14 protein-coding genes and 1 tRNA gene are annotated in these 20460 nt (G+C 73.3%); 5 read left to right on the top strand and 10 right to left on the bottom strand.

The window, feature by feature from the left end; genetic code table 11:
- Positions 1-143 precede the first annotated feature (143 nt).
- Complete coding sequence (locus tag ACFVHV_RS38170; protein WP_380357687.1) at positions 144-539, bottom strand: chaplin; 396 nt, start codon at positions 537-539, stop codon at positions 144-146.
- A gap of 556 nt (positions 540-1095) precedes the next feature.
- On the opposite strand from ACFVHV_RS38170, the gene ACFVHV_RS38165 reads away from it, so the two are divergent.
- A complete protein-coding gene (locus ACFVHV_RS38165) occupies positions 1096-3366 on the top strand; it encodes a hypothetical protein (protein ID WP_380357685.1) in 2271 nt (756 codons plus the stop codon).
- Between the two features lie 97 nt (positions 3367-3463).
- Here ACFVHV_RS38165 and ACFVHV_RS38160 read toward each other — a convergent pair whose 3' ends face one another.
- Positions 3464-4285: an NAD(P)H-binding protein gene (locus ACFVHV_RS38160; RefSeq protein ID WP_380357683.1), complete on the bottom strand. Its 822-nt coding sequence runs from the start codon at positions 4283-4285 to the stop codon at positions 3464-3466.
- A gap of 80 nt (positions 4286-4365) precedes the next feature.
- On the opposite strand from ACFVHV_RS38160, the gene ACFVHV_RS38155 reads away from it, so the two are divergent.
- On the top strand, positions 4366-4779 hold the full coding sequence (locus ACFVHV_RS38155) for a helix-turn-helix domain-containing protein (RefSeq protein ID WP_359909271.1): 414 nt from the start codon (positions 4366-4368) through the stop codon (positions 4777-4779).
- Positions 4780-4789: 10 nt separating this feature from the next.
- On the opposite strand, the gene ACFVHV_RS38150 is transcribed toward ACFVHV_RS38155, so the two are convergent.
- From ACFVHV_RS38150 to ACFVHV_RS38130, 5 genes are all read right to left on the bottom strand, one after another.
- The gene (locus ACFVHV_RS38150; RefSeq protein ID WP_380357680.1) at positions 4790-5251 is read right to left on the bottom strand and encodes a hypothetical protein; all 462 of its coding nucleotides are present in this window, start codon (positions 5249-5251) and stop codon (positions 4790-4792) included.
- Between the two features lie 140 nt (positions 5252-5391).
- Positions 5392-7290, bottom strand: a complete 1899-nt coding sequence (locus ACFVHV_RS38145; protein WP_359909277.1) for a putative Ig domain-containing protein — start codon at positions 7288-7290, stop codon at positions 5392-5394.
- Between the two features lie 429 nt (positions 7291-7719).
- A complete protein-coding gene (locus tag ACFVHV_RS38140) occupies positions 7720-8997 on the bottom strand; it encodes an alpha/beta hydrolase family protein (protein ID WP_380357677.1) in 1278 nt (425 codons plus the stop codon).
- A 119-nt stretch (positions 8998-9116) separates the two neighbouring features.
- Positions 9117-10361: an acyl-CoA dehydrogenase family protein gene (locus ACFVHV_RS38135; RefSeq protein ID WP_359909282.1), complete on the bottom strand. Its 1245-nt coding sequence runs from the start codon at positions 10359-10361 to the stop codon at positions 9117-9119.
- Positions 10362-10388: 27 nt separating this feature from the next.
- A complete protein-coding gene (locus ACFVHV_RS38130) occupies positions 10389-11456 on the bottom strand; it encodes a phosphotransferase family protein (protein ID WP_380357674.1) in 1068 nt (355 codons plus the stop codon).
- 347 nt (positions 11457-11803) lie between these two features.
- On the opposite strand from ACFVHV_RS38130, the gene ACFVHV_RS38125 reads away from it, so the two are divergent.
- Positions 11804-13033 carry a hypothetical protein gene (locus ACFVHV_RS38125; RefSeq protein ID WP_380357690.1) on the top strand — a complete coding sequence of 410 codons (1230 nt, stop codon included), beginning with the start codon at positions 11804-11806 and terminating at the stop codon, positions 13031-13033.
- A gap of 154 nt (positions 13034-13187) precedes the next feature.
- On the opposite strand, the gene ACFVHV_RS38120 is transcribed toward ACFVHV_RS38125, so the two are convergent.
- The 3 genes from ACFVHV_RS38120 to ACFVHV_RS38110 all read right to left on the bottom strand — a co-directional run bounded on the left by ACFVHV_RS38120 (position 13188) and on the right by ACFVHV_RS38110 (position 18907).
- Complete coding sequence (locus tag ACFVHV_RS38120) at positions 13188-16244, bottom strand: hypothetical protein (protein WP_380357672.1); 3057 nt, start codon at positions 16242-16244, stop codon at positions 13188-13190.
- Between the two features lie 176 nt (positions 16245-16420).
- Positions 16421-18832, bottom strand: coding sequence for a hypothetical protein (locus ACFVHV_RS38115; RefSeq protein ID WP_380357669.1), 2412 nt, complete (start codon positions 18830-18832; stop codon positions 16421-16423).
- A 3-nt stretch (positions 18833-18835) separates the two neighbouring features.
- Positions 18836-18907, bottom strand: a tRNA-Ser gene (locus tag ACFVHV_RS38110).
- A 447-nt stretch (positions 18908-19354) separates the two neighbouring features.
- Here ACFVHV_RS38110 and ACFVHV_RS38105 point away from each other — a divergent pair.
- Positions 19355-19831: a hypothetical protein gene (locus ACFVHV_RS38105; protein WP_380357667.1), complete on the top strand. Its 477-nt coding sequence runs from the start codon at positions 19355-19357 to the stop codon at positions 19829-19831.
- A 171-nt stretch (positions 19832-20002) separates the two neighbouring features.
- Complete coding sequence (locus tag ACFVHV_RS38100; RefSeq protein WP_380357664.1) at positions 20003-20446, top strand: hypothetical protein; 444 nt, start codon at positions 20003-20005, stop codon at positions 20444-20446.
- Positions 20447-20460 lie beyond the last annotated feature (14 nt).

Genomic DNA, 20460 nt, shown 5'->3' with positions numbered 1-20460 from the left:
CCGCCCCCCCACCAGCCCCCCCGCCACCCCCCGGGGTCCTCCGCGCCGCCCGCCTCCTCCCCCGCCGCCGGCCCGCCCCGCCAACAGGTGCGTCGCCAACCGCCCGTTGGCTGTGGCCTCGCCCCGCTCGACGCCGCGCGCTCCTAGCTGTTGCCCCCGCTGCTGCCGCCGCCGTTGTTGCCGCCCCCACCGCCGTTGTTGCCACCCCCGTTGTTGCCACCGCCGTTGTTGCCGCCGCCCCCGCCGCCGCCCGCCGGGTTGAGCAGGCCGACGATGTCGATGGAGTTGCCGCAGACGTTGGCCTCGAGGTTGACGGGGATCTGGATCAGGTTGCCGGACAGCACACCCGGCGATGCCGCGGCGATGCCGTCGGCGTCGGCGTCGCCGTGCGCGTTGAAGCACGCGCCCGAGGGCAGGGTGTATCCGGACTCGCCGTGTTCGACCCCCTCGTCGTGGCCCGCGGCCGCGGGACCCGTGGAGAGGACGGCCAGCGCGACCGTGAGGCCGCCGGCGAGCAGGTACTTGCTGGTGTTGGTCATGGCGGAAGGGGTAGCCGGTCGGCCCGGGCGTCACGGGGCAGCCCCGCCCGCGCGGTCACCCGGTTGCAGGCCCGATCTACCACCGATGCAGGAGCCCCACCCCGATCGGACCGGAACCGGACGGTCCCCGCGGTCCGAACCGGGTGAGACCGGCGCCCCGGGAGCACGGCCCGCCTGCGGGACCTCGGCCGGAGAGGTGACGTACGGCAACCGATCAGGTGCCTTTCGGGCGTTTCACGGTGCCGCGCGGCACTGCCCGGGGCGATAACCGGCCTCGCATGTCCGCTGCCGAGGCGGCAGGCGTGCGGTGACATGGTGCGCAGTCGTTCGACCGGGTCGGCCCGGGTGCCTCCGGCGAACGGATGCGCGGCTCGCGTTTCACACCGTCAAAGCCGTCCCACCCGCCGCGCCAGTGTTCGGGCGCCGGTGCCCGAGTCGACCTGGGAGTACCCGCATGAGAGTCCGCACAACCCGGCCGCCGCACGACTCGGGGGAGTCCGGACCGCCTTCGGGGGCGCCGAGGGCCCGGCGGGTCCTCCGCCGGACCCTGATGGCGTTGACGACCGCGGCGGCCGTGGCGACCGTGTCCGTCACCGGCTTCCCCCTGGCCGGGAAGGCCGCGGCGCAGTCGCCCTCGCTGTCGCTCTCCCAGTCGGTCTCCCCGACGACCGTCAACACGGTCGGCGAGAACGCGACCTTCTCCTTCGTGGTCACGAACAACGGTGACGAGCCGCTCACCGGAGTCACGGTCACCACCACGTCCTTCAGCGGCACCGCGGGCCCGCTGGTGGTCTCGTGCCAGGGGACCGACCTCGCCCCCGGCTCCGCGACGACCTGCACCGCCCCGTACACCGTGACCCAGGCGGACATCGACGCGGGCGGCGTCACGAGCATCGGCACCGCCACCGGTCGGACGTCCACCGGATCCACGGTCACCGCGCCCGGCGCCACCGCCACCCTGGCCGCCATCCAGAGCGCGGCGATCTCCCTGCAGAAGGCCGGGGCACCGTCCGGAGGCAACGGCGGGGGCGGGAACGACGGCGGGGGCGGCGGGAACAACGGGGGTGGGAACAACGGCGGCGGCACCAACAGCCGACGCTCGACCTCCGTGACCACGTTGACGGTCGGTCAGACGATCTCCTACACGTACGACGTGATGAACACCGGGAACGTCACGCTGACGGGGGTGTCGGTGACGGACACCTCCTTCTCCGGCACGGGCACCCCGCCCGCGATCTCCTGCCCGGCGACCACGCTGCCGCCGGGCGAGTCGATGACCTGCACCGGCTCGTACACGGTGACGCAGGCCGACGTGGCCGCCGGGTCGATCACCAACACCGCCACCGCGACCGGCACCCCGCCCTCCGGGCCCCCGGTCACGTCAGGGCCCGCCACAGCGACGGTGACCTCCCCGCAGAACCAGGCCGGCCTGGCCCTCGACAAGATCGCCATCACCTCCGGCGGGGGCGGCAGCGGCGGCAACAGCCGGCGCAACACCCTGATGACCACCATCGCCGTCGGCGAGCCCCTCATCTACTACTTCACGGTGACCAACACCGGGAACGTCGACCTGACGGACATCAACGTCACCGACACCTCGTTCTCCGGCACGGGAACCCCGCCCGCGATCTCCTGCCCGTCGGCCATCCTGCCCGTCGGCACGAGTTTCACCTGCTCGGCCACCTACACCGTCACCCAGGCCGACGTCACCGCCGGGACGATCACCAACACCGCCACCGCGACCGGGACCCCGCCCTACGGGCCCCCGGTCACCTCACCGCCCGCCACCGCCACCGTGACCGGCCCTCCGGCCGCGCTCACCCTCGACAAGATCGTGTCCGTCGCCGGCGGCGGCGGGGGCGGGGGCCACAACGGCGGGGGCAACAACGGCGGCGGCAACAACCGGCGCAACACCGTGGTCGCCACCCTCACCCCCGGCCAGGTCCTCGACTACTCCTACGTGGTGACCAACACCGGCAACGTCACCCTGACGGGCCTGTCGGTGACGGACACCTCCTTCTCCGGCAAGGGCACCCCGCCCGTGATCACCTGCCCGTCGACGCCCCTGGAGCCGGGAGCGTCGATCACCTGCACGGCCACCTACACCGTCACCCAGGCCGACATCGACGCCGGGACGATCACCAACACCGCCACCGCGACCGGCACCCCGCCCTCCGGGCCCCCGGTGACCTCGCCCCCCGCCACCGCCACCGTGACGCTGACCCGGTCCCCGGCCCTCACCCTCGCCAAGTCCGCGTCCCCGGCCACGGTGACCGCCGCCGGCCAGACCGTCACCTACACCCTGGTGGCCACCAACAGCGGCAACGTCACCCTCACCGGCATCACCGTCGCCGACACCGCGTTCTCCGGCTCCGGCACCGCCCCCACCATCAGCTGCCCCACCGGGCCGCTGGCGCCCGGCGGGTCGACGACCTGCACGGGCACCTACACCGTCACCGCGGCCGACCTGCGCCAGGGGCACATCGACAACACCGCGGTGGCCACCGCCACCGGGCCCGGCTCCACCACGGTCACGTCGGGCCCCGCCACGGCGCGGGTCGCGGCCACGCCACCCCAGTCGGCCCCGTCCCCGTCCCCCTCGCCCTCCCCCTCGCACATTCCTTCTCCGTCGCCCTCGCACCACCCGTCCGGCCAGCCCCACCCGCCGCACGGCCAACTGCCCGAGACCGGTGCCGGAAACCTGACCCTCATCGGCGCGGCGGGCGCGCTCCTGCTCGCCGCGGGCGTCCCCGTGCTCCTCACCGCCAACCGCAGACGCCGCCCGCAGGCCGGCAGCGCGGACCAGGGCACCCGGCCCATGGAGTGACACAGCACCCCCCGGATGACGGCACCGGCCCGCGCGGAGCGCGCGGGCCGGTGCCGTGCGTCGGGGCTCGCACAACCGGCGGTCACCCGCGCCGTGGTCACCGCCCCTCGGTGATGACCTCCAGGGCCGGACGGGGCTCGCGGCCGAGCAGGGCCGCGAGATCACCCGGCCCGCCCGGGCCCGCGAGGAAGCCGTGGGCGATCGCCGAGTAGGTGCCGACCACCATCGGCACCTGGAAGTCCCGCGCGTCCGAGGCCGCCACCGCCGCCCGGGCCTCGGTCAGCCGTCCCGGGCGGTACTCGGCGCCGAGCGCCTCGGCCACCTCCGCGCCGCCCACCGCCCGCTCCCCCACCAGCTCGTAGGTGCGGCCCGCGTGCCCGGCCGGCGCCAGGGCGACGTTCACCGCCACCTCCGCGAGGTCCGCCCGGGCCACCGCCGCGAGCTTCCCGTCCCCGAGCGGAGCGCCGATCACCCCGTCCGGGCCGGGCGCGGTGATCGCCCCCAGCAACTCGGCGTACAGGCCGTTGCGCAGCACCGTCCAGCGCAGCGTGGCGGACGCGCGCAGCCGCCGCTCCGTCCAGCGGTGGGCGAGGGCGTAGGGCAGGTGGTCGCCGTCGCCCGAGAGGCTGGTGTACACGAGGTGCTCGACGCCCGCCCGCTCCGCCGCCTCGATCGCGGCGCCGTGCCGGGCGATCACCACGTCGTCCTCCGCGGCGCCGGCCGAGATCAGCAGCAGGGTCCGCACCCCGGCGAAGGCCTCCGCCAGGGTGTCCGGCCGGTCGAAGTCCACCAGCCGGGCCGGGACGCCGTGCGGCACCTCCCCGGGCGTGCGCGAGCCGGCGACGACGCCCTCCCGGCCGGCGAGCCGCGCCAGGACGAGCGCGCCCAGGCCTCCGTTGACTCCGGTGACGAGCAGCATGGGTTCCTCCAGGGGTGATCGGTCGTCGGCTGCACGACCATCCTCGATAGCCTGGGCGTCCGGCGTAAGGAGGCACATTCATGTCAGCAGGGCACACCGCGGTAACCACGTCCCGCCCGGTGGTCTGGTGCGAGGACGGCGTGGACTGCGGGATCCGCGACCTGCTGGACCGCCTGGGCGACAAGTGGTCGGTCCTCACCGTCGTCGAACTCGCCCAGGGCGTACGGCGGTTCCGCGAACTGCAGCGCGCCCTGCCGGGCATCTCGCAGCGGATGCTCACCCTGACCGTGCGCCGCCTGGAGCGCGACGGCCTGGTCTCGCGGACCGTCCACCCGACCGTCCCCCCGCAGGTGGAGTACGAGCTGACGCCGCTCGGGCACAGCCTGACCCACCTGGTGCGGGCGATGGCGGACTGGTCGTACGGCCACCACGACGCGATCGTCGACTCCCGGCGGCAGTGGGACGAGGCCAACCCCGGCTCGGAGATCCGCTAGGGGTCGGGTCTCACCCAGTGACCTCGACGGTGACGTCGTAGCCGCGCTGCTCGGGCGGGCAGTTGAGGGCCTCGCCGCAGCTGGTGCGGGTCGCGGTGAGGCGGGCGGTGCCGGGGGCGCGGGCGGTGAAGGAGGCGGTGACGGTGCCGCAGCCGCCGCCGGGGCGGCAGGACGGGGACGGGGCGGTGGTCGGGGAGCCTTCCGGCGCGAGGACGTCGGGGGCGGAACTGGTCGCGGCCGACCAGTAGGTGCTGTGGAGGGCGAGCGTGACGGTCGTGCCGACGGCGGCCTTCAGGGTGGTGCGGTCGGCGTGCTCGTCCACCGTGACCGTCGCCGGGCTCGGCGCGGTCGACGCGGTCGACGCGGTCGACGCGGCGGTGGGCGTCGACGGGCCCGTTCCGGTGGAGGCGCAGCCGGCCAGGGCGAGCAGGGCGGCCGCGAGTACCGGGGCGGCGGATCTTCTCGGGTTCACGGCGGTTCCTCCTGCTGTTGTTCCGGGGTACCGGTTCGACGCCCCGGCGGCCGGTTCGGATCCCGCCGGACGGCGCTCGGACCGGAAACGGCACCGGGGCGGGCGCTGGGCCCACCCCGGTGCGTTCGGCGCGGCGGTCGTCAGGAGACGGTCACGTCGTCGTAGTAGGTGTAGGTCGGGTCACCCGGGTAGTTGTCGTCGTGGTTGCTCAGGGTGAGGGTGTAGGAGTGGCCCGGGGTGACGGTCGCCGCCTTGTTGGTCCAGGTGCCGGTGGTGGTGCAGGTCTTGGCCAGGACCGTGGTCGTCGTGCCGGTGGTGTTGTCCTTCAGGGTGGCGGTGGCCCAGTCGTAGGTGACGGTGTCGTCACAGGTGTTGCTGTACCAGAAGGACAGCTTGCTGGAGCCGGTCGGCGCGGTGAAGGTCTGGGCGATCGAGGAGTCCCCGGTCGGGCCGGTGGAGCCGACCATGGCGCCGTAGCCGCCGCTGTGGGCGGCGGAGGCGGTGGCGGAGGTGCTGCCGGCGGTGGTCCAGCCGGTCAGGCTGCCGGTCTCCAGTCCACCGTTGGTGACGGCGTTGCCACCGCCCCCGCCGGTGGACTCGGTCCAGGTGAAGGTGGTGCTGCCGGCGGCGCCGGTGGTGTCGGTGGCGGTGACCGTGACGCTGGAGGTGCCGGCGGCGGTCGGGGTGCCGGAGATCAGGCCGGTCGAGGCGTTGATCGACAGGCCGGCCGGCAGGCCGGTGGCCGAGTAGCCCAGGGTCTGGCCGGTGGCCGAGTCGGTGGCGTTGATCTGCAGGCCGACCGCGGTGCCGACGGTGCCGCTCTGGTTGCCCGGGTTGGTGACGGTGACCGAGTTGCCGTGGGTCAGGATGGCGTGCGAGATCGCGCAGGAGTTGGTGTCGTTGGACCAGCTGGCCTGCTCGGCGTAGCTGCCGAATGCCCCGAAGGAGATGTTGGCGGCGCCGCCGGTGCTGCCGGGCTGGATCCAGGCGCACTCGTCGGAGTTCTCCTGGCCGTTGTAGCTGCTGCCGGAGACGTGGTTGGTCCAGCCTCCGGCCGGGTTCTGGTCGGACATCATCTCGTGCCACTCGTGGCCGAGGGTCATCGTCCAGCCGTCCAGCGTGCCGGGCGAGTTGACGAAGCCGACGCCGCAGTTGGAGCCCGCGTCGATGTTGTACGGCTGGTTGGAGAAGGCGATGTCGCCGTAGGGCGAGCTCGCCGCACCGCCGGTGAGGGTGGTGTCACCGTTCCAGTCGTGCCAGGCGCAGTACCCGGTGGTCGGGTTCTGGTAGTCGTCCGGGTTGGTGCCGTGCGGCGACAGGACGATGTAGTACGCGTCCCGGTTGGCGGCGGCGGTGGTGTTGCCGAAGTGTCCGGCGGCCTTGACGGCCTCCTGGGCGAGCTGGTTGCCGCTGGCCTGGCTCGGCGAGGCGGCCGCGTTGTCGTACCAGACGCCGGACAGGACGCCGCCGCTCTGGTACGGGATGAAGTTGGCGCCGGACGGGCAGCTCACGGCACCGGTGGCGACGGTGGGGCCGTCGCACCACTGGGTCAGGTCGGCCGACCAGGTCTCGCCGTTGGTGCCGATGCCCTTGAACATCTGCTGGGTGGCACCGGCGGCACCGGCCGAGTCGTTGGAGAACTTCGCGTTGCCGCCGGCGTCGGTTGTCTGGGTGCCCCACTGGTTGCCGTAGAAGACCAGGTAGACCTTGGAGTGCCCGCTCTGCACGCCGATCCCGTCGACGCCGCCGCCGTACGACAGCGTCTGCTGACCGGTCGCCGCGGCCTGGTCGTGGGCGGCGAGCCACTTCTTGTAGTTCTCGTGCTGGGACATGCCGGGGACCGCGCCGTGCCGGTAGGGGTGGCCGTTCTGCGGGCTCCAGGGGTTGAACTCGTTGGTGGTGCTGCCCTGCGAGCCGGAGATGTCCTGCGCGGAGGCCGGACCGGCCGCGCCGGCCAAGCCGGCGGCGGCGAGCGCGAGCGACGCTATTCCGGTGAGCGCCGCGTACCTCGCGCGTCCTGTCCTGGGGGAGTGACCCATGGGTGAGGGTGCCTCTCTTCTGCCGATCGTCCGCGGCCTCGGGAGCCGGGAACGATCCCTTTGTGGGGGAAGGGCCGGCGGCGGATTCCGTCGGGCCGGGTTCCGGTCGAATTCATTCGCACACCCGGAATTGACGGTCCGTCGGCATTTGCCGCCTGCGTGGCAAGAAGGAAAGCAGAGCTGATGAACACCGGTCAACGGCGCGGGGTAAGGATCGATTAAGAAGCGCGTCCAAGCAGGTCAAGCAACGTTGATGAAAGGGGATCAACGCGCGTAGTCATTCACTGAATAGGACAGGAAATACCGTTTCGAAATCCGCGAGCGGCCGTGCGGCGAGGCCCCCTGACGGCAATTCGGCGCCGTGCGGAACCTCCCCCTCGGCCCCTCCGGAAGGGGGCGGCACGGGAATCCGCCCGCCGCCCCGGCCCGCTACCGCTCGTACGCCACCTCGGGGAAGCGCGCCGAGGGCCCGTCCAGCAGGTGGTCGTCCTGGCCGCGCAGCCAGCGGTCGAAGAAGGACGCCACGTAGGAGCGGGTGGCGAGTTCGGCGCGGCCGGGGCGGATGTCGCCGACGTCCTTGCGCAGCTGCTCGGCGCTGAGCACGCCCTGGCGGGCGAGCTGCGGCAGCAGCGGCTGGGCGTCGGTGTACGAGCCGTGGCGGGAGCCGGTGAGGGTGACGTCGGCGTGCCAGCCGGTGCTGTGCTGCCACAGGGCGTTCCAGCCGGGCTGGTCGCGGTAGCCGCCGGAGTCCTCGCCGCCGGTGCCCATCAGCAGGAACGGCCGGTTCAGGCCGTCCTCGGCGACGCTGGGCAGGAGGACGCCGGTGTGGCCGTCGGGGCCGGGGAAGTGCATCTGCCCGTCCATGTTGATCCCGGCCGCGATCCGCGGGTCGTCGTGCATGGCCTGGAGCGCGGTGAAGCCGCCCGCCGACTGGCCGACCATGCCGATCCGGCCGAGGTCGAGGGCCCCGGCCACCCCGGCGGGCAGGCCCGACCGCGTGCCCAGGCCGGCGAGCCGGTCCAGGACGAAGCGGGTGTCGGCGACCCGGGTGTCCATCGCCTTGCGCAGCACCGCGCCGATGTCCAGGCCGGGCCGACCGAGCATGCCGGGGAGCACCGAGGTGGCCAGGTCGCCGCCGGGGAAGGCGACTTCGGAGGCCTCGTAGGTGTGGTCGACGGTGACCACCACGTAGCCGCGCGAGGCGAGGTCCTCGACCAGCGCCGTCCCCCAGGTGCGCGGGTCGCCGAGGCCGGGCGAGTACAGCACGACCGGGCGCGGGCCGCCGGGCAGCGCCGGGGCGTCCTTGCGCGCGTGGGTGCGGATGGCCGACCAGTCGGTGCGGCCGGGCTCGGTGCCGTAGTTGAGCAGGCCGACACCGTCCGGGCCGTCGAAGTGCCGGCCGGCGGCGGGCTCCATGTACGGGGCCCGCTCGTCGCCGGAGGCCGGGTGGGAGGTCGGGTACCAGAGGCTGATCATCAGCTCGCGCCGCTGCCCGGGGTGCCAGGGGTCCTCCCGTCCGGTGTCGGTGAGGTGCAGCGCGGTGGTCCCGATCGGGTACGGCCCGCTGGGCTCGGGCAGCCAGGCCCGGGCCTGCCGCCCGGGGCCCGCGTCCCCCGGCGCGACCGCCCCCACGGCCGTACCGATCGTGCCCACCGCCGTTGCCGCCGCCAGCACCACCGCCGCCACGGCCCGTCCCGGAATGCCCATGATGTCCTCCGTGCTCCGATCGATCGAACACGCAGGACACTACGGTCGGGGACGGGCCGCGGCCGTCATACCAGAGGGCCAACACGTCCCTGAATAGCCGGGTATGACACCCCTACGGGTCAGCGCCGGTACTTGCGCAGTTCCCTCCGGGCCAGCGAGCGCTTGTGCACCTCGTCGGGGCCGTCCGCCAGCCGCAGGGTGCGGTTGCCGGCCCACAGCTGGGCGAGCGGGGTGTCCTGGCTGACGCCGGCGGCGCCGTGGGCCTGGACGGCCTTGTCGAGGATCCACTCGACGGTGCGCGGGGTGGCGATCTTGATCGCCTGGATCTCGGTGTGCGCACCGCGGTTGCCGACGGTGTCCATCAGCCAGGCGGTCTTCAGCACCAGCAGCCGCAACTGCTCGATCCGCACCCGGGACTCGGCGATCCAGTCCTGCACCACGCCCTGCTCGGCCAGCGGCTTCCCGAACGCCACCCGCTCGTCGGCCCGGCGGCACATCAGTTCCAGCGCCCGCTCGGCGATGCCGATGGCGCGCATGCAGTGGTGGATGCGGCCGGGGCCGAGCCGGGCCTGGGCGATGGCGAAGCCCGTGCCCTCCTCGCCGATCAGGTTCTCCACCGGGACGCGGACGTCCTCGAACAGCACCTCGGCGTGGCCGCCGTGATCGGCGTCGTCGTACCCGAAGACCGTCATGCCGCGCCGCACGGTCACGCCCGGGGTGTCGCGCGGGACGAGCACCATGCTCTGCTGCCGGTGGGGTTCGGCGGCCGGGTCGGTCCTGCCCATCACGATGAGGATCCGGCAGTCGGGGTTCATCGCCCCGGTGATGTACCACTTGCGGCCATTGACGACGTACTCCTCGCCGTCCCGCTCGATCCGGGTGGCGATGTTGGTGGCGTCCGAGGAGGCCACCTCGGGCTCGGTCATCGCGAAGGCCGAGCGGATCGCGCCGTCCAGCAGCGGGCGCAGCCAGCGCTCGCGCTGCTCGGCGCTGCCGAACTGGGCGAGCAGCTCCATGTTGCCGGTGTCGGGCGCCGCGCAGTTGAGCGCGGGCGGGGCCAACTGGATGCTGCGGCCGGTGATTTCGGCGAGCGGGGCGTACTGGAGGTTGGTCAGGCCGGCACCGGGCTCGCCGGGGAGGCTGTGCTTGTCCACAAAGAAGAGATTCCAGAGCCCCTGCTTGCGGGCCTCGGTCTGGAGGTCGGCGACGACCGGGGGGACGGCCCACCGGTCGCGGGCCGGGTCGGCGGGTCGGGCCGCGAGCTGGGCGGCGAGGACGGGCTCGGCGGGGTACACGTGCTCGTCCATGAAGGCGAGCAGCTGCTCGCGGAGCTCGTTCGTCCGGGCGTCGTAGGCGAAGTCCATCGGGTTCTCGGCTCTCCTTGAGGGTGCTCAGGCCTTGAGGGTGCTCAGGCCGTGCCGGGCGAGGATCGGGGCCATCTCGCCGGCGCGCTCGAAGCCGGCGCCCAGGGTGCGGCCCTGCCGGAAGCGGAAGTGGATGCCCTCGGCGACGGCGGCGAGCTTGAACGAGGCGAAGGCGACGTACCAGTCGAGGTCCTCCGCCCGGCGCCCGGTCGCGTCGGCGTAGGAGGAGACGATCTCGTCGGGCTTCGGGAAGCCGGGGGCGGTCATGGCGGAGGGGATGATGCCGCCGCCGACGCCGGCGAGTTCGGTGTACATCACCAGCAGGCCGACATCGGTGAGCGGGTCGCCGAGGGTGGACATCTCCCAGTCCAGGACGGCGGCGATGGTGTCGTCCGCGTCGACCAGGACGTTGTCGAGCCGGTAGTCGCCGTGCACCAGCGCGGGCGCGGGCGAGACCGGCAGCCGCTCGGCGAGCCCGGCGCGCAGGCGGTCGAGGTCCGGCAGGTCGCGGCTGCGGGAGGCTTCCAACTGCTTCGACCAGCGGCGCAGCTGGCGCTCCAGGTAGCCCTCCGGGCGGCCGAAGTCGGCGAGGCCGACGGCGGCCGGGTCGATCCCGTGCAGGGTGGCGAGGGTGTCGACCAGCCTGCGCCCGAGCGCGTGCACCCGCTGTTCGCCGAGGGCGGCCAGCGGGGCGGCGTCCCGGTGGGCGGTGCCGGGGACGTACTCCATCAGGTACCAGGGGGCGCCGAGGGTGTCGGTGTCCGGGTCGAGCAGCAGGGTGCGGGGGACGGGGACCCCGGTGTCGCGCAGCGCGGTCATCACCCGGTACTCGCGGCCCATGTCGTGCGCGGTGGCGAGGACGTGCCCGAGCGGCGGTCGCCGGAGGACCGCGCGGGAGGCGCCGTCGCTCAGCACGTACGTGAGGTTCGAGCGGCCGCCTTCGATGAGGTCGGCCCGCAACGGCCCCCGCCCCTGGCCCTCTCCCTGGCCCTGGCCCTGGCCCTGGCCCTGGAGGATGCCGGGCAGCTCGCGGTCCAGGTGGGCCCGGAGGCGGGCCAGGTCCAGGCCTGGCGGGTCGACGGGGGTCTCGGCCATCGGGCGGCTCCTCGGGGAAGCGGATCATTGACTAAGCGCTTGCTTAGCATTCAACCGCAGGAGGCCCCCTGTCAATGCCGCGAACCCCCGCGCCGCACGGCTCGGGCGTTCGATCGATGCGGGGGCCGCCGGCGAGGCCTTCTCATCACGCCATCCGCCGTGCGACACAAGGGAGTTGCTCGCCGACCCCGCCCCCACCGCGGTCGCACCGGCCCCGCCTCGACAGAGGTCGATCAAAAGTGTTCTGATGATCACTTCCATCGATCGTCTTCTGAACACCGCCTGATCGAAGATCAGAGAAATGGGGTCCGGTGAGGACTGCTCGCGGCTCGGCCATCCTGCTGGCGATGGGGGTCCTCGGGACCTCCGCCCTGGCGACGGGATGCTCCGGCACGCAGAGCAGACCCACGGCCGCCACCGGCACCACCCCGTCCACCCCGGCCCCGAGTGCCACGACCGACACCCCCGCCCCGCCACCCCCCGCCCCCACGCCCACCCCCACCTGGGACGGCCAGGTCAAGGTGCTCGGCGACGGCTCCACCTCCTACACCGGCCCGCAGCCCAAGCAGCCCACGCCCGAGAAGCTCAAGCCCGGCGAGAAGCCGCCGCAGTTCGTCGTCTTCTCCTGGGACGGCGCGCTGGAGGGCGACGATCGCATGTTCTCCCGCTTCCGCAAACTCGGCGTCGAGAACAACGCCCAGATGACCTTCTTCCTGAGCGGCCTCTACACCCTCCCCAAGTCCAGGAGCACGCTCTACAAGCCACCGCAGCACAAGCCCGGCGACGCCTCCATCGACTACGCCACCGACCCCCACATCAAGGACACCCTGGAACAGCTGCGCCTCGCCTGGCAGGACGGCAACGAGGTCGGCACCCACTTCAACGGGCACTTCTGCAACGCCAAGGGCGGCGGCGAGTGGAGCACCGAGGAGTGGAAGAGCGAGCTCGACCAGGCCGTCTCCTTCGTCACCAACTGGAAGACCAACACCGGCTTCAAGGACGTCCCGCCCCTCCCCTTCGACTACACCAAGGAACTGGTCGGCGGCCGCGCCCCCTGCCTGGAGGGCCAGAAGAACCTGCTGCCGGCCGAGAAGGCGGCGGGCTTCCGCTACGACGCCAGCTCCCCGGGCGAGTTCCAGGTCTGGCCGGTGAAGAAGGAGGGCATCTGGAACTTCCCGCTCCAGATGCTCCCCTACCCCGGCAGGTCGACCCAGAGCCTCTCGATGGACTTCAACTTCCTGGCCAACCAGTCCGGGAACACCACCAACGGCGACCCCAAGAAGTACGACACCTGGGAGAAGGAGACCCGCGAGAGCTACCTGGCCGGCTTCGAACGCGTCTACAACGGCAGCCGCGCCCCGCTCTTCATCGGCAACCACTTCGAGTCCTGGAACGGCGGCATCTACATGCAGGCCATCGAGGACGTGATGAAGAACGTCTGCAAGCGCGAGGGCGTCCGCTGCGTCTCCTTCCGCCAGGTCGCCGACTGGCTCGACGCCCAGGACCCGAAGGTCCTCGACCAGCTCCGCCAACTCGACCCCGCCCAACCGGCCGACTGGTCCCGCCTGGTCAGGTGACCGGACGGGACCGCCGGGCCTCAGACAGGAGGAGGCGCACCCCCGCCGTTCGGGGCCTGGGAGCGGGGGCCGGGTGCGTGTCAGCTTCGCCGGATGGGTCGCCGCGGGGCGGTCGGGAGGGCGCCCTGTCGGACGCGCGGGCGGGGCGGAGGCGTCAGCCCCAGTTGCCCACCAGCGGGACGTCGCCCGGGTTGCCGAACTTCTTGCTGTAGATCACCAGGTCGGAGTTCTCGGCGGCCCCGTAGAAGCTCTGGTCGCCGGGCCGGTAGACGCCGATGGTCTCCTTTCCGGTGCCGTCCCAGTCGCCCTTGATCGGGCGGTCGCCGGGGTTGCCGAACCTGACGCCCGGGCGCGGGTGCTCCGTCCGGTTGGAGTCGTTCAGGTAGAAGGTCTGGGTCTGCGGGTCGTAGACGGCGACGGTGGTGGTGCCGTTGCCGTCCCAGTCGCCGACCAGCGGCTTCCAGCCCTCGTTGCCCAGCTTGATCCGGTACGTGATGGTGGAGTTGTCGTCGGACAGGTAGAAGTACTGGTCGCTGGGCCGGTAGACGCCGACCGTCGTCCGTCCCTGTCCGCTCCAGTCGCCGACCAGCGGGATGTCGCCGGGGACGCCGAACGGGAAGGTGGCGGCCACGGTGGCGTTGTCGTTCGACAGCTGGAAGGTCGAGGTGTCGGGGTGGTAGACGCCGATGGTGTCGGTGCCGGGACCGTTCCAGTGGCCGGTCAGCGGGACGGCGTCGCCGCCGCCGCCGAACCCGGTCCGGCCGGTGTACCAGCCGTTGTGGGCGGCCTCGGCGAAGCCGGCGTCCGACGGCCGGTACACGCCCACCGAAGCGGGTGCCGGTGTGGGCGTGGCGTTGACCACGGCGCTGCCGATCCGCTGCTGGGCCGCGACGGTCAGCGGCACCTTGGTCGGCTGGTCCGGGCCGAGCCAGCGGAAGTTCTGCAGGTAGACGACCCGGGGGTCCTGCGCGGCGATCGCGCGGTACTCGTCGTTGTACGCCGCGACGTCCGCGTCGGTCTTGCCGGAGTAGCAGCCGTCGGCGACGCCCTGCTCGTTGGTGGACTCCGGGAAGAGCATCAGGTGCTGGTCGGGCGAGGAGAGGAAGGTCTTCAGGTTCGCCAGCCGCCACTGGATCTCGCCGCGGCCCACGCAGTAGTAGTCGAAGCCGACGATGTCGACCTCGGGCGGGATCGGCGCGGTCTGCTCGGCGTTCCAGCGGTCGAGGCTCATGATCAGCGTCTTGTCCGGGAACGCGGCCCTGATCTGCTGGGCCTGCGCCTTGACCTGGTCGCCGTTCAGGCCGTGGGAGTAGGCCTCGTCCGTCATGTCGACGGCGCCGATCTTGTCGATGTTCGGTCCGATGCGCCGCACCAGATCGAGCAGGTTCTGCGCGGCGTTCGGGTTCGGGGTGACCTGCCAGTCACCCGGCGAGCGCGGGATCACCGTCTCCTGGTTGAGGTCGATCACGCAGGAGGCCGGCAGGCACTGGTCCAGGAACTCCAGGCGGGGGTCCTGGTCGCGCAGGTAGTTGTTGAAGTTGGTCCACTGCGCCACCTCCGGCGCGTGGTTGGCGCCGTAGTTCGGCTCGTTCGGGTCCCGGATGTCGAAGAACCCGTAGTAGCCGAGCCCGCCCAGCGTGGAGACCCGCAGGTCGTCCACCGTGGTGACCCGGCCGGCCGCCGAGTGGTGGGCGCCGAGCGAGACGTAGCCGTCGCGGGGCAGCCGGGCGTCGGTGCGGCCGGAGAAGACCGTCGCGCCGTTGACCCGCACGGTCGCCTGCTGCTTGTCGCCGGTCGCCAGCGCGACCGACACCTCGTAGGAGCCCGCAGCGGGGACGGCGGTCAGGGCGGTCGGCGTGCCGCCCTGGAAGAGCGTCAGCCCGCCGTCGGCCTGGACGCGCAGGCCGAGCGCGACGTCCTCGGCGTCCACGGCGCCCGTGCCGCCCGAGGCGTTGCTGACGGCGAGGGAGGCCCAGTCCTGGCCGGTGGTGGCGCCGACGACCGGGGTCAGGACGGCGTGCACCGTGTAGGCGCCGCTCTGGACGTCCGAGGTGGCCGGCTTGTTCAGGCGCACCGCCGAGGTGCCCTTGGGGAACGACAGCACGTTCGGCTGGGCCGGGCTGTTGACCTGCACCGAGCCCGCCGGCGGGTCGAGCGCCAGGCCCTTGACGCCGGAGACCGCGGTGTAGTCGGCGGAGATCAGGCTCGGCTGGCGGGCGCCGAGGTCCTGGTTGAGCCCGAAGTCGGCGGTGGCGTTGGGCGCGCCGTCGAAGGTGTCGACGAGCGGCTTGGCGCTGCGGGTGGCGCTGGTGTCGATCCGGCTGACGTTCAGGCCGTGGCCGGCGCCGTCGCCGAAGGTGGTGACGCGGTTCGGGTCGGAGAGGTAGGCGCCGAGGTAGAGGAACCCGCTGCCCGGCCAGCGGGTCACCCCGGCCGGCGCGGAGACGGTGAACGGGGTGCCGTTCACCGTCAGGGTGACGGCGCGGTCGGCGCCGGTGGAGACGGTGAGCGCGACGGCGTACTGCGCCGTGGGCGCGACCGAACCGGTCCAGAAGGGCGTCTCGCCGCCCCCGCCGTGGAAGAGGGCGAGCTCGCCGCGCGAGTTGACGGTCAGGCCGAGGTCGACGTCGCCGCCGGTGACGTAGCCGTTGCCGCGGTGGCTGCGGCTCAGCACGATCGAGCCCCAGTCCTTGCCGGTGGTGTCGCCGACGACCGGGTCGATCACCGTCGAGACGGTGTAGTGGCCGGTGCCGTCCGCGACGGCCGGCGCGCCCAGCATGACCGCGGAGACGCCCTTGGCGAACAGCAGCTTGTTCGGGTGGTCCGGGTGGCTGGTCTGGACGAACCACTGGTCGGGCGCGACCGAGGTGTCCCAGCGGCCGGAGACCCGGGTGTAGGAGATGCCGTGCTGCTTCTCCGGGGGCGACTGCCGGGCGTCGATCCCGACGTTCAGCCCGTACATCGGGTCGGTGTCCTGGGACGGGTCCAGCCGGAAGGTGTCCGCGAAGGCGCGCGTGGTGTTGAGGTCCACCGGCGTCGGCCCGGACCCGTCACCGGCCGGTGCGGCAGCGGCCGTGGTGGCGCCGGCCGTGGTGGCGTCCGCTGTGGTGGCGCCTGCCGTGGTGGGGGCGAGGCCCGCGGGCAGCAGCGCCAGCGCGAGCGCCGAGGCGCCGGCCAGCAGCCCGCGGCGCAGGCGTTGAGTGAGTATCACCGAGTCTTCGTCTCCCGGTCGTCGAATCGGCGGCGCGGGCGTGCGTCGCCGAAGGGAGCGGACACGGCTGTGTCGCACCAGCTCGGCGTACTTCCCCCCGGGCTGGGATCATAGGGGGTGGATACGAACGGCCGTGCCACAACCCCGCGCCGGCGGGCGGTCGTTCGCCCCCGACGTCACGGGAGGACGGCGGCGGCCGGCGGCAGGTGGCCGGCGGGCGGACGGGGGTCGGCGCGCAGCCAGTGCGGGCCCGTCGTCCAGCCGAGGAGCACCCGGCCCGCCCCCTCGTCCGCCGAGCCCCCGGCGGCGGCCTGGCGCAGGCCGGTCAGGGCCGGGGCGAGGCGGGCGGCGACGTGTGCGGGATGGCGGGCGGCCTCCGCGTCCAGGCCGGCGATGGTCCGGGCCCGCTCCTCCGGTGCGCACAGCGAGAGGTGGAGGACCATCTGCCGCCACGCGTACGCCGCGTCCTTGATCGCGGCGAGCGGGCGCGGGTTGCCGTGGACGCGGGCCGTCCGGCGGCAGACGGTGGTGAAGGCGCGGCGGGCGAGGTCGTCCCAGCCGGGGCTCGGGCGGATGCCGACGCGGGCCACCAGGACGGCGAGGTTGTGGGTGGTGAGGATCTGGGCCTGCTCGACGACCTTGCCGTTGGCGGCGACCGACCGGGCCGGACCCGGCCCGGCGCGCCCCGTGCACAGCTCGGCGAACCGCGCCGTCCCCGCGTCCGTCCCCGCGTCCGTCCCCGTGTCCGCCGTCGCGTCCGCCGTCGCGAGCCCGCGCAGCGCCGCGTAGTCGATGCCGTAGTAGCGCTCGTACAGCGTGCCGCCGAGCAGTTCCGCGGCGACGCCCGCCGCCGCGAGGAACTTCGGGGTGAACCTGCCGACGAAGATGTCCGCCGCCAACTCCTCCACCAGCGGCGCGTCGAGCCCCGACTGGCGGGCGAGCACCGCGAGTTCGCGGACCAGCGCGTTGGGCAGCAGCGTGCCGGGGAACGCCTGGACAGCCAGTTCGCCGAGCCGGCGCAGGGCGGTGAGCGCGGGCCCGCGGCCGTCCTCGTCGGAGCGGTGCGCCGCCACCGCCCGTACCCAGGGCAGTTCCTCGACCCGCACCTGTGCGGCGAGGTTCAGCAGGAGCAGCGAGCGGCGGTTGCGGAACGCCCGGTAGTTCGCGGCGGCGAGGGTGCGCAACGCCGCGTCCGGACAGGCCTCGACGCCGGTGGCGGCGACGAGTTGCGGGACGAGTTCGGCCAGGACTTCGGCCGAGGGCACGACGCCGCGCTCCACCAGGGTGCCGATCGGGGCGCTCAGGGTGGCTTCCACGAGGTGGCGGACCGGCGCGGGCACCGGGGTGCCCGCGGGCAGTCCGGTCTCCGCCGCCTCGGCGGCGGAGACGTCGGCGACCAGCGGTCCGACCTCGGCGGCGCCCGTCTCCTGGGGCTGTACGGCGAGCCGGCGCAGCACGAGCTGGGCGAGGTCGTGGTACGAGGGCCGCGCCGCCTGGACGGCCTGACGGGCGCGCAGTTCGGTGTGCGCGGCCGATCCCGGCCGGCCGCGGCGGCGCACCATGGAGTCCACCGCGTGCCGCAGCAGTCCCAGCCGGCGGGCGTCCAGCGGCCGGCCGGCGACGGCCTCCTCCAGGGCGCCGCGCAGGATGCCGAGGTTCTCCTTCGGGTCGCGGTGCTTGGTGCAGCGGGTGTGGGCCGCGGCGAGTTCCCGGTACTGGCGCAGCAGCAGCGCGCCGCGCTCCCGCCAGGGGCCGTCGGGCACGCCCGCCGGTATCCGTCCGGCATCGCCGGTGGTCTTCCGGTCGACGGCCTCCGGTTCGACTGCCTGCGGATCGACGGCCTCCACGCCGGTGGCCTCCGGGCCGACGGCCTCCAGCCAGTGGGCGAGCAGCCGGTCGCCGAAGGGCTGCCAGACGGCGAGGGCCTCCCGCTGCGCCTCCACGGCGGCGTTCGGCCGGCGGCCGACGAGGGAGTCGACGGCGTCGCCGACGGTGTGCCGGTGCACCGCCTCGGGGTCCGGTGCGGGCAGCGCGGAGGGCCGGGGCGTGAAGCGCAGCCGGGAGGCGAACGGTTCGAGGGTGTCGACGAGGTCGAGCGCGGTGGCCGTGTCCCCGGCCCGGACCAGCCAGGCGACCGTCAGCAGCGCCGCCTCCTCGGGCACCGCGACCTCGTAGCGGCCGCTGTCGAGCAGCTCGTACAGCCGCGCCAGGCCGGGCTCGGTGAGGCAGTGGGCGAAGAGGGCCCGGCGGTCGGCCGGTACCCCGGCGAGGGCCGCGGCCTCGCGCTCGTACGGCTGGAGCGGCCCCTCGGCGCTCGCGGCGGAGGTGGCGAAGCCGCCGCGGACGACCTCGGGCGTCACCCAGGCGGGCAGCCCGGGGAGCGGGGTGCGCGAGCCGACGGCCGACCGCCCGGCGGCGGCACCGTCGAGCACGGCGCGCCAGCGGTCGGCGCGGGCCGCGGCACGGCGGCGGGTCTCGCCGTCGGAGTGGGTCAGCGCGGTGAGCAGCGCACGGGCCAACTGGTGCTGCGGGTACGGCCCGGACACCCCGGCCCCGGTGGAGTGCTGCTGATCAGCGTCGTCGTCCATAAGCCGACGTGGCAGGTTCCGCCCCTGCGCCCTCCGGGTCTCAAGCCCGGTGCTCTCCTGCTGAGCTACACGCCGTCGGGCGTGACACTAGACGCTCGGCCCGCGCGGACACAACGCGCTTTCCGTCACCGCCGACACGTCCACCGCCGGCACGTCCACCGCCTCCGACGCCAGTGCTTCGTGGACATGATTGTTCACGGCTGCATCACGACTTGACCACGGGACCGGTATCCCTCGGAGCCGATCGCTACGGTTCCCCTGCCACAACTGTCACGTCATGGGGGGACCATGCGTCGTACCGTCACTGCCCTGCTGGCCATCACGGCCGCTCTCGGCCTCACCGCCTGCGACCCGAAGGACTCCACCGGGAGCGGCGCCGGCGCCACGGCGGGCCCGTCGGCGGCCGGCGCCCCTTCGCAGACCGCATCCGCAGCTGCACCCACAGCCGATGCACCCGCAGCCCCCGCACCCGCTCCTGCACCCGCAACGGGCGCACCTGCGGCCGCCGCCGCCGGAACGGCCGTGCTCCCGAACTTCGTCGGCATGGGGCTGCAGTCCGCCCAGGACACCGCGCAGAGCGCCGGGTTCTTCCTCCTGACCAGTCATGACGCGCTCGGTCGCGACCGCAACCAGATCCTGGACCGCAACTGGAAGGTCTGCGCGCAGAACCCGGCCCCGGGCAGCCACCCCACCGGCACGAGGATCGACATGGGGGCGGTGAAGCTGGAGGAGAACTGCCCCGCCCAGGACCAGGGCGCCAACGGGCCCGCCAAGGCCGGATCCACCATGCCCGACTTCAAGGGCAAGGCCGTCTCGGTGGTACGGGATTCACTGCCGGGCAACACGTCCCTCAGCACCAAGGACGCCGGCCCGAAGAACCGTGCCGTCCTGGTTCAGTCGAACTGGCAGGTGTGCGGCCAGGATCCGGCTCCGGGCGCCGCCCTCACCGGTCAGCCGGTCAGTGTGACGGCCGTGAAGTTCGGCGAGACCTGCCCGTAGCGGCCGGGCCCACCGGAATGCGATCGATCGTTTTCGGTCAGGTACAGAAATCCACCGATGAGGATCTATCAGCGGCCTGATCACCGCCACTAGGGTGCGGCGCATCCCCGTTGTTACGCCCTCCCGCGCCGTGCCCACGGCGGGGAGACGACCGATCGGAACGGTGTCGCCGTGACCAGGATCCTCCGCAAGCTGATGACCCGCACGGGACGGGCCGCCGCCACGGTCGCCGTCCTCGCGGCCGCGCTCACCGGCACGACGGCCGCCGGCACGGCCTCCGCGGCCGGCGGCTGGAGCTGCTCCGGGGCGCCCGTCCCGGCCGGCTACGTCATCACCATGTACAACGCCGGCGGCTGCAACAACCACGGCTCGTGGTACCAGCAGCCCGCCCAGAACCGGCTGTGGACCTGCTCCGGCTCGCCCATCGTCCCCGGCTACGTGCTGACGAACTACGACGTCAAGGGCTGCAGCGGCGTCGGCGCCTGGTTCCACGAGCAGGTCCGCAACGGCATCTGGACCTGCCCGTACTCGCCGATCCCGGCCGGCTACCGCAGCACCACCTACGACGCCCGCGGCTGCAGCGGCCTCGGCGCCTGGCTCACCGTCAAGATCTGAGCACACCCGTACGG

Origin of the sequence: Kitasatospora sp. NPDC127116 (genome assembly GCF_042677365.1) — a bacterium.
Taxonomy (GTDB): Bacteria; Actinomycetota; Actinomycetes; order Streptomycetales; family Streptomycetaceae; genus Kitasatospora; species Kitasatospora lactacystinica.
Note: the sequence above shows the minus strand (reverse complement) of the source record. Positions and strands in the feature narration are given on the sequence as shown.

What these genes read in the sequence shown, in the direction of transcription:
- ACFVHV_RS38160 (WP_380357683.1), bottom strand. Translation starts at nt 4,285, where the DNA reads ATGCTGCTCGTCACCGGAGTCAACGGAGGCCTGGGCGCGCTCGTCCTG.
- ACFVHV_RS38135 (WP_359909282.1), bottom strand. Translation starts at nt 10,361, where the DNA reads ATGGACTTCGCCTACGACGCCCGGACGAACGAGCTCCGCGAGCAGCTG.
- ACFVHV_RS38170 (WP_380357687.1), bottom strand. Translation starts at nt 539, where the DNA reads ATGACCAACACCAGCAAGTACCTGCTCGCCGGCGGCCTCACGGTCGCG.
- ACFVHV_RS38125 (WP_380357690.1), top strand. Translation starts at nt 11,804, where the DNA reads ATGGGGGTCCTCGGGACCTCCGCCCTGGCGACGGGATGCTCCGGCACG.
- ACFVHV_RS38155 (WP_359909271.1), top strand. Translation starts at nt 4,366, where the DNA reads ATGTCAGCAGGGCACACCGCGGTAACCACGTCCCGCCCGGTGGTCTGG.
- ACFVHV_RS38115 (WP_380357669.1), bottom strand. Translation starts at nt 18,832, where the DNA reads ATGGACGACGACGCTGATCAGCAGCACTCCACCGGGGCCGGGGTGTCC.
- ACFVHV_RS38145 (WP_359909277.1), bottom strand. Translation starts at nt 7,290, where the DNA reads ATGGGTCACTCCCCCAGGACAGGACGCGCGAGGTACGCGGCGCTCACC.
- ACFVHV_RS38140 (WP_380357677.1), bottom strand. Translation starts at nt 8,997, where the DNA reads ATGGGCATTCCGGGACGGGCCGTGGCGGCGGTGGTGCTGGCGGCGGCA.
- ACFVHV_RS38130 (WP_380357674.1), bottom strand. Translation starts at nt 11,456, where the DNA reads ATGGCCGAGACCCCCGTCGACCCGCCAGGCCTGGACCTGGCCCGCCTC.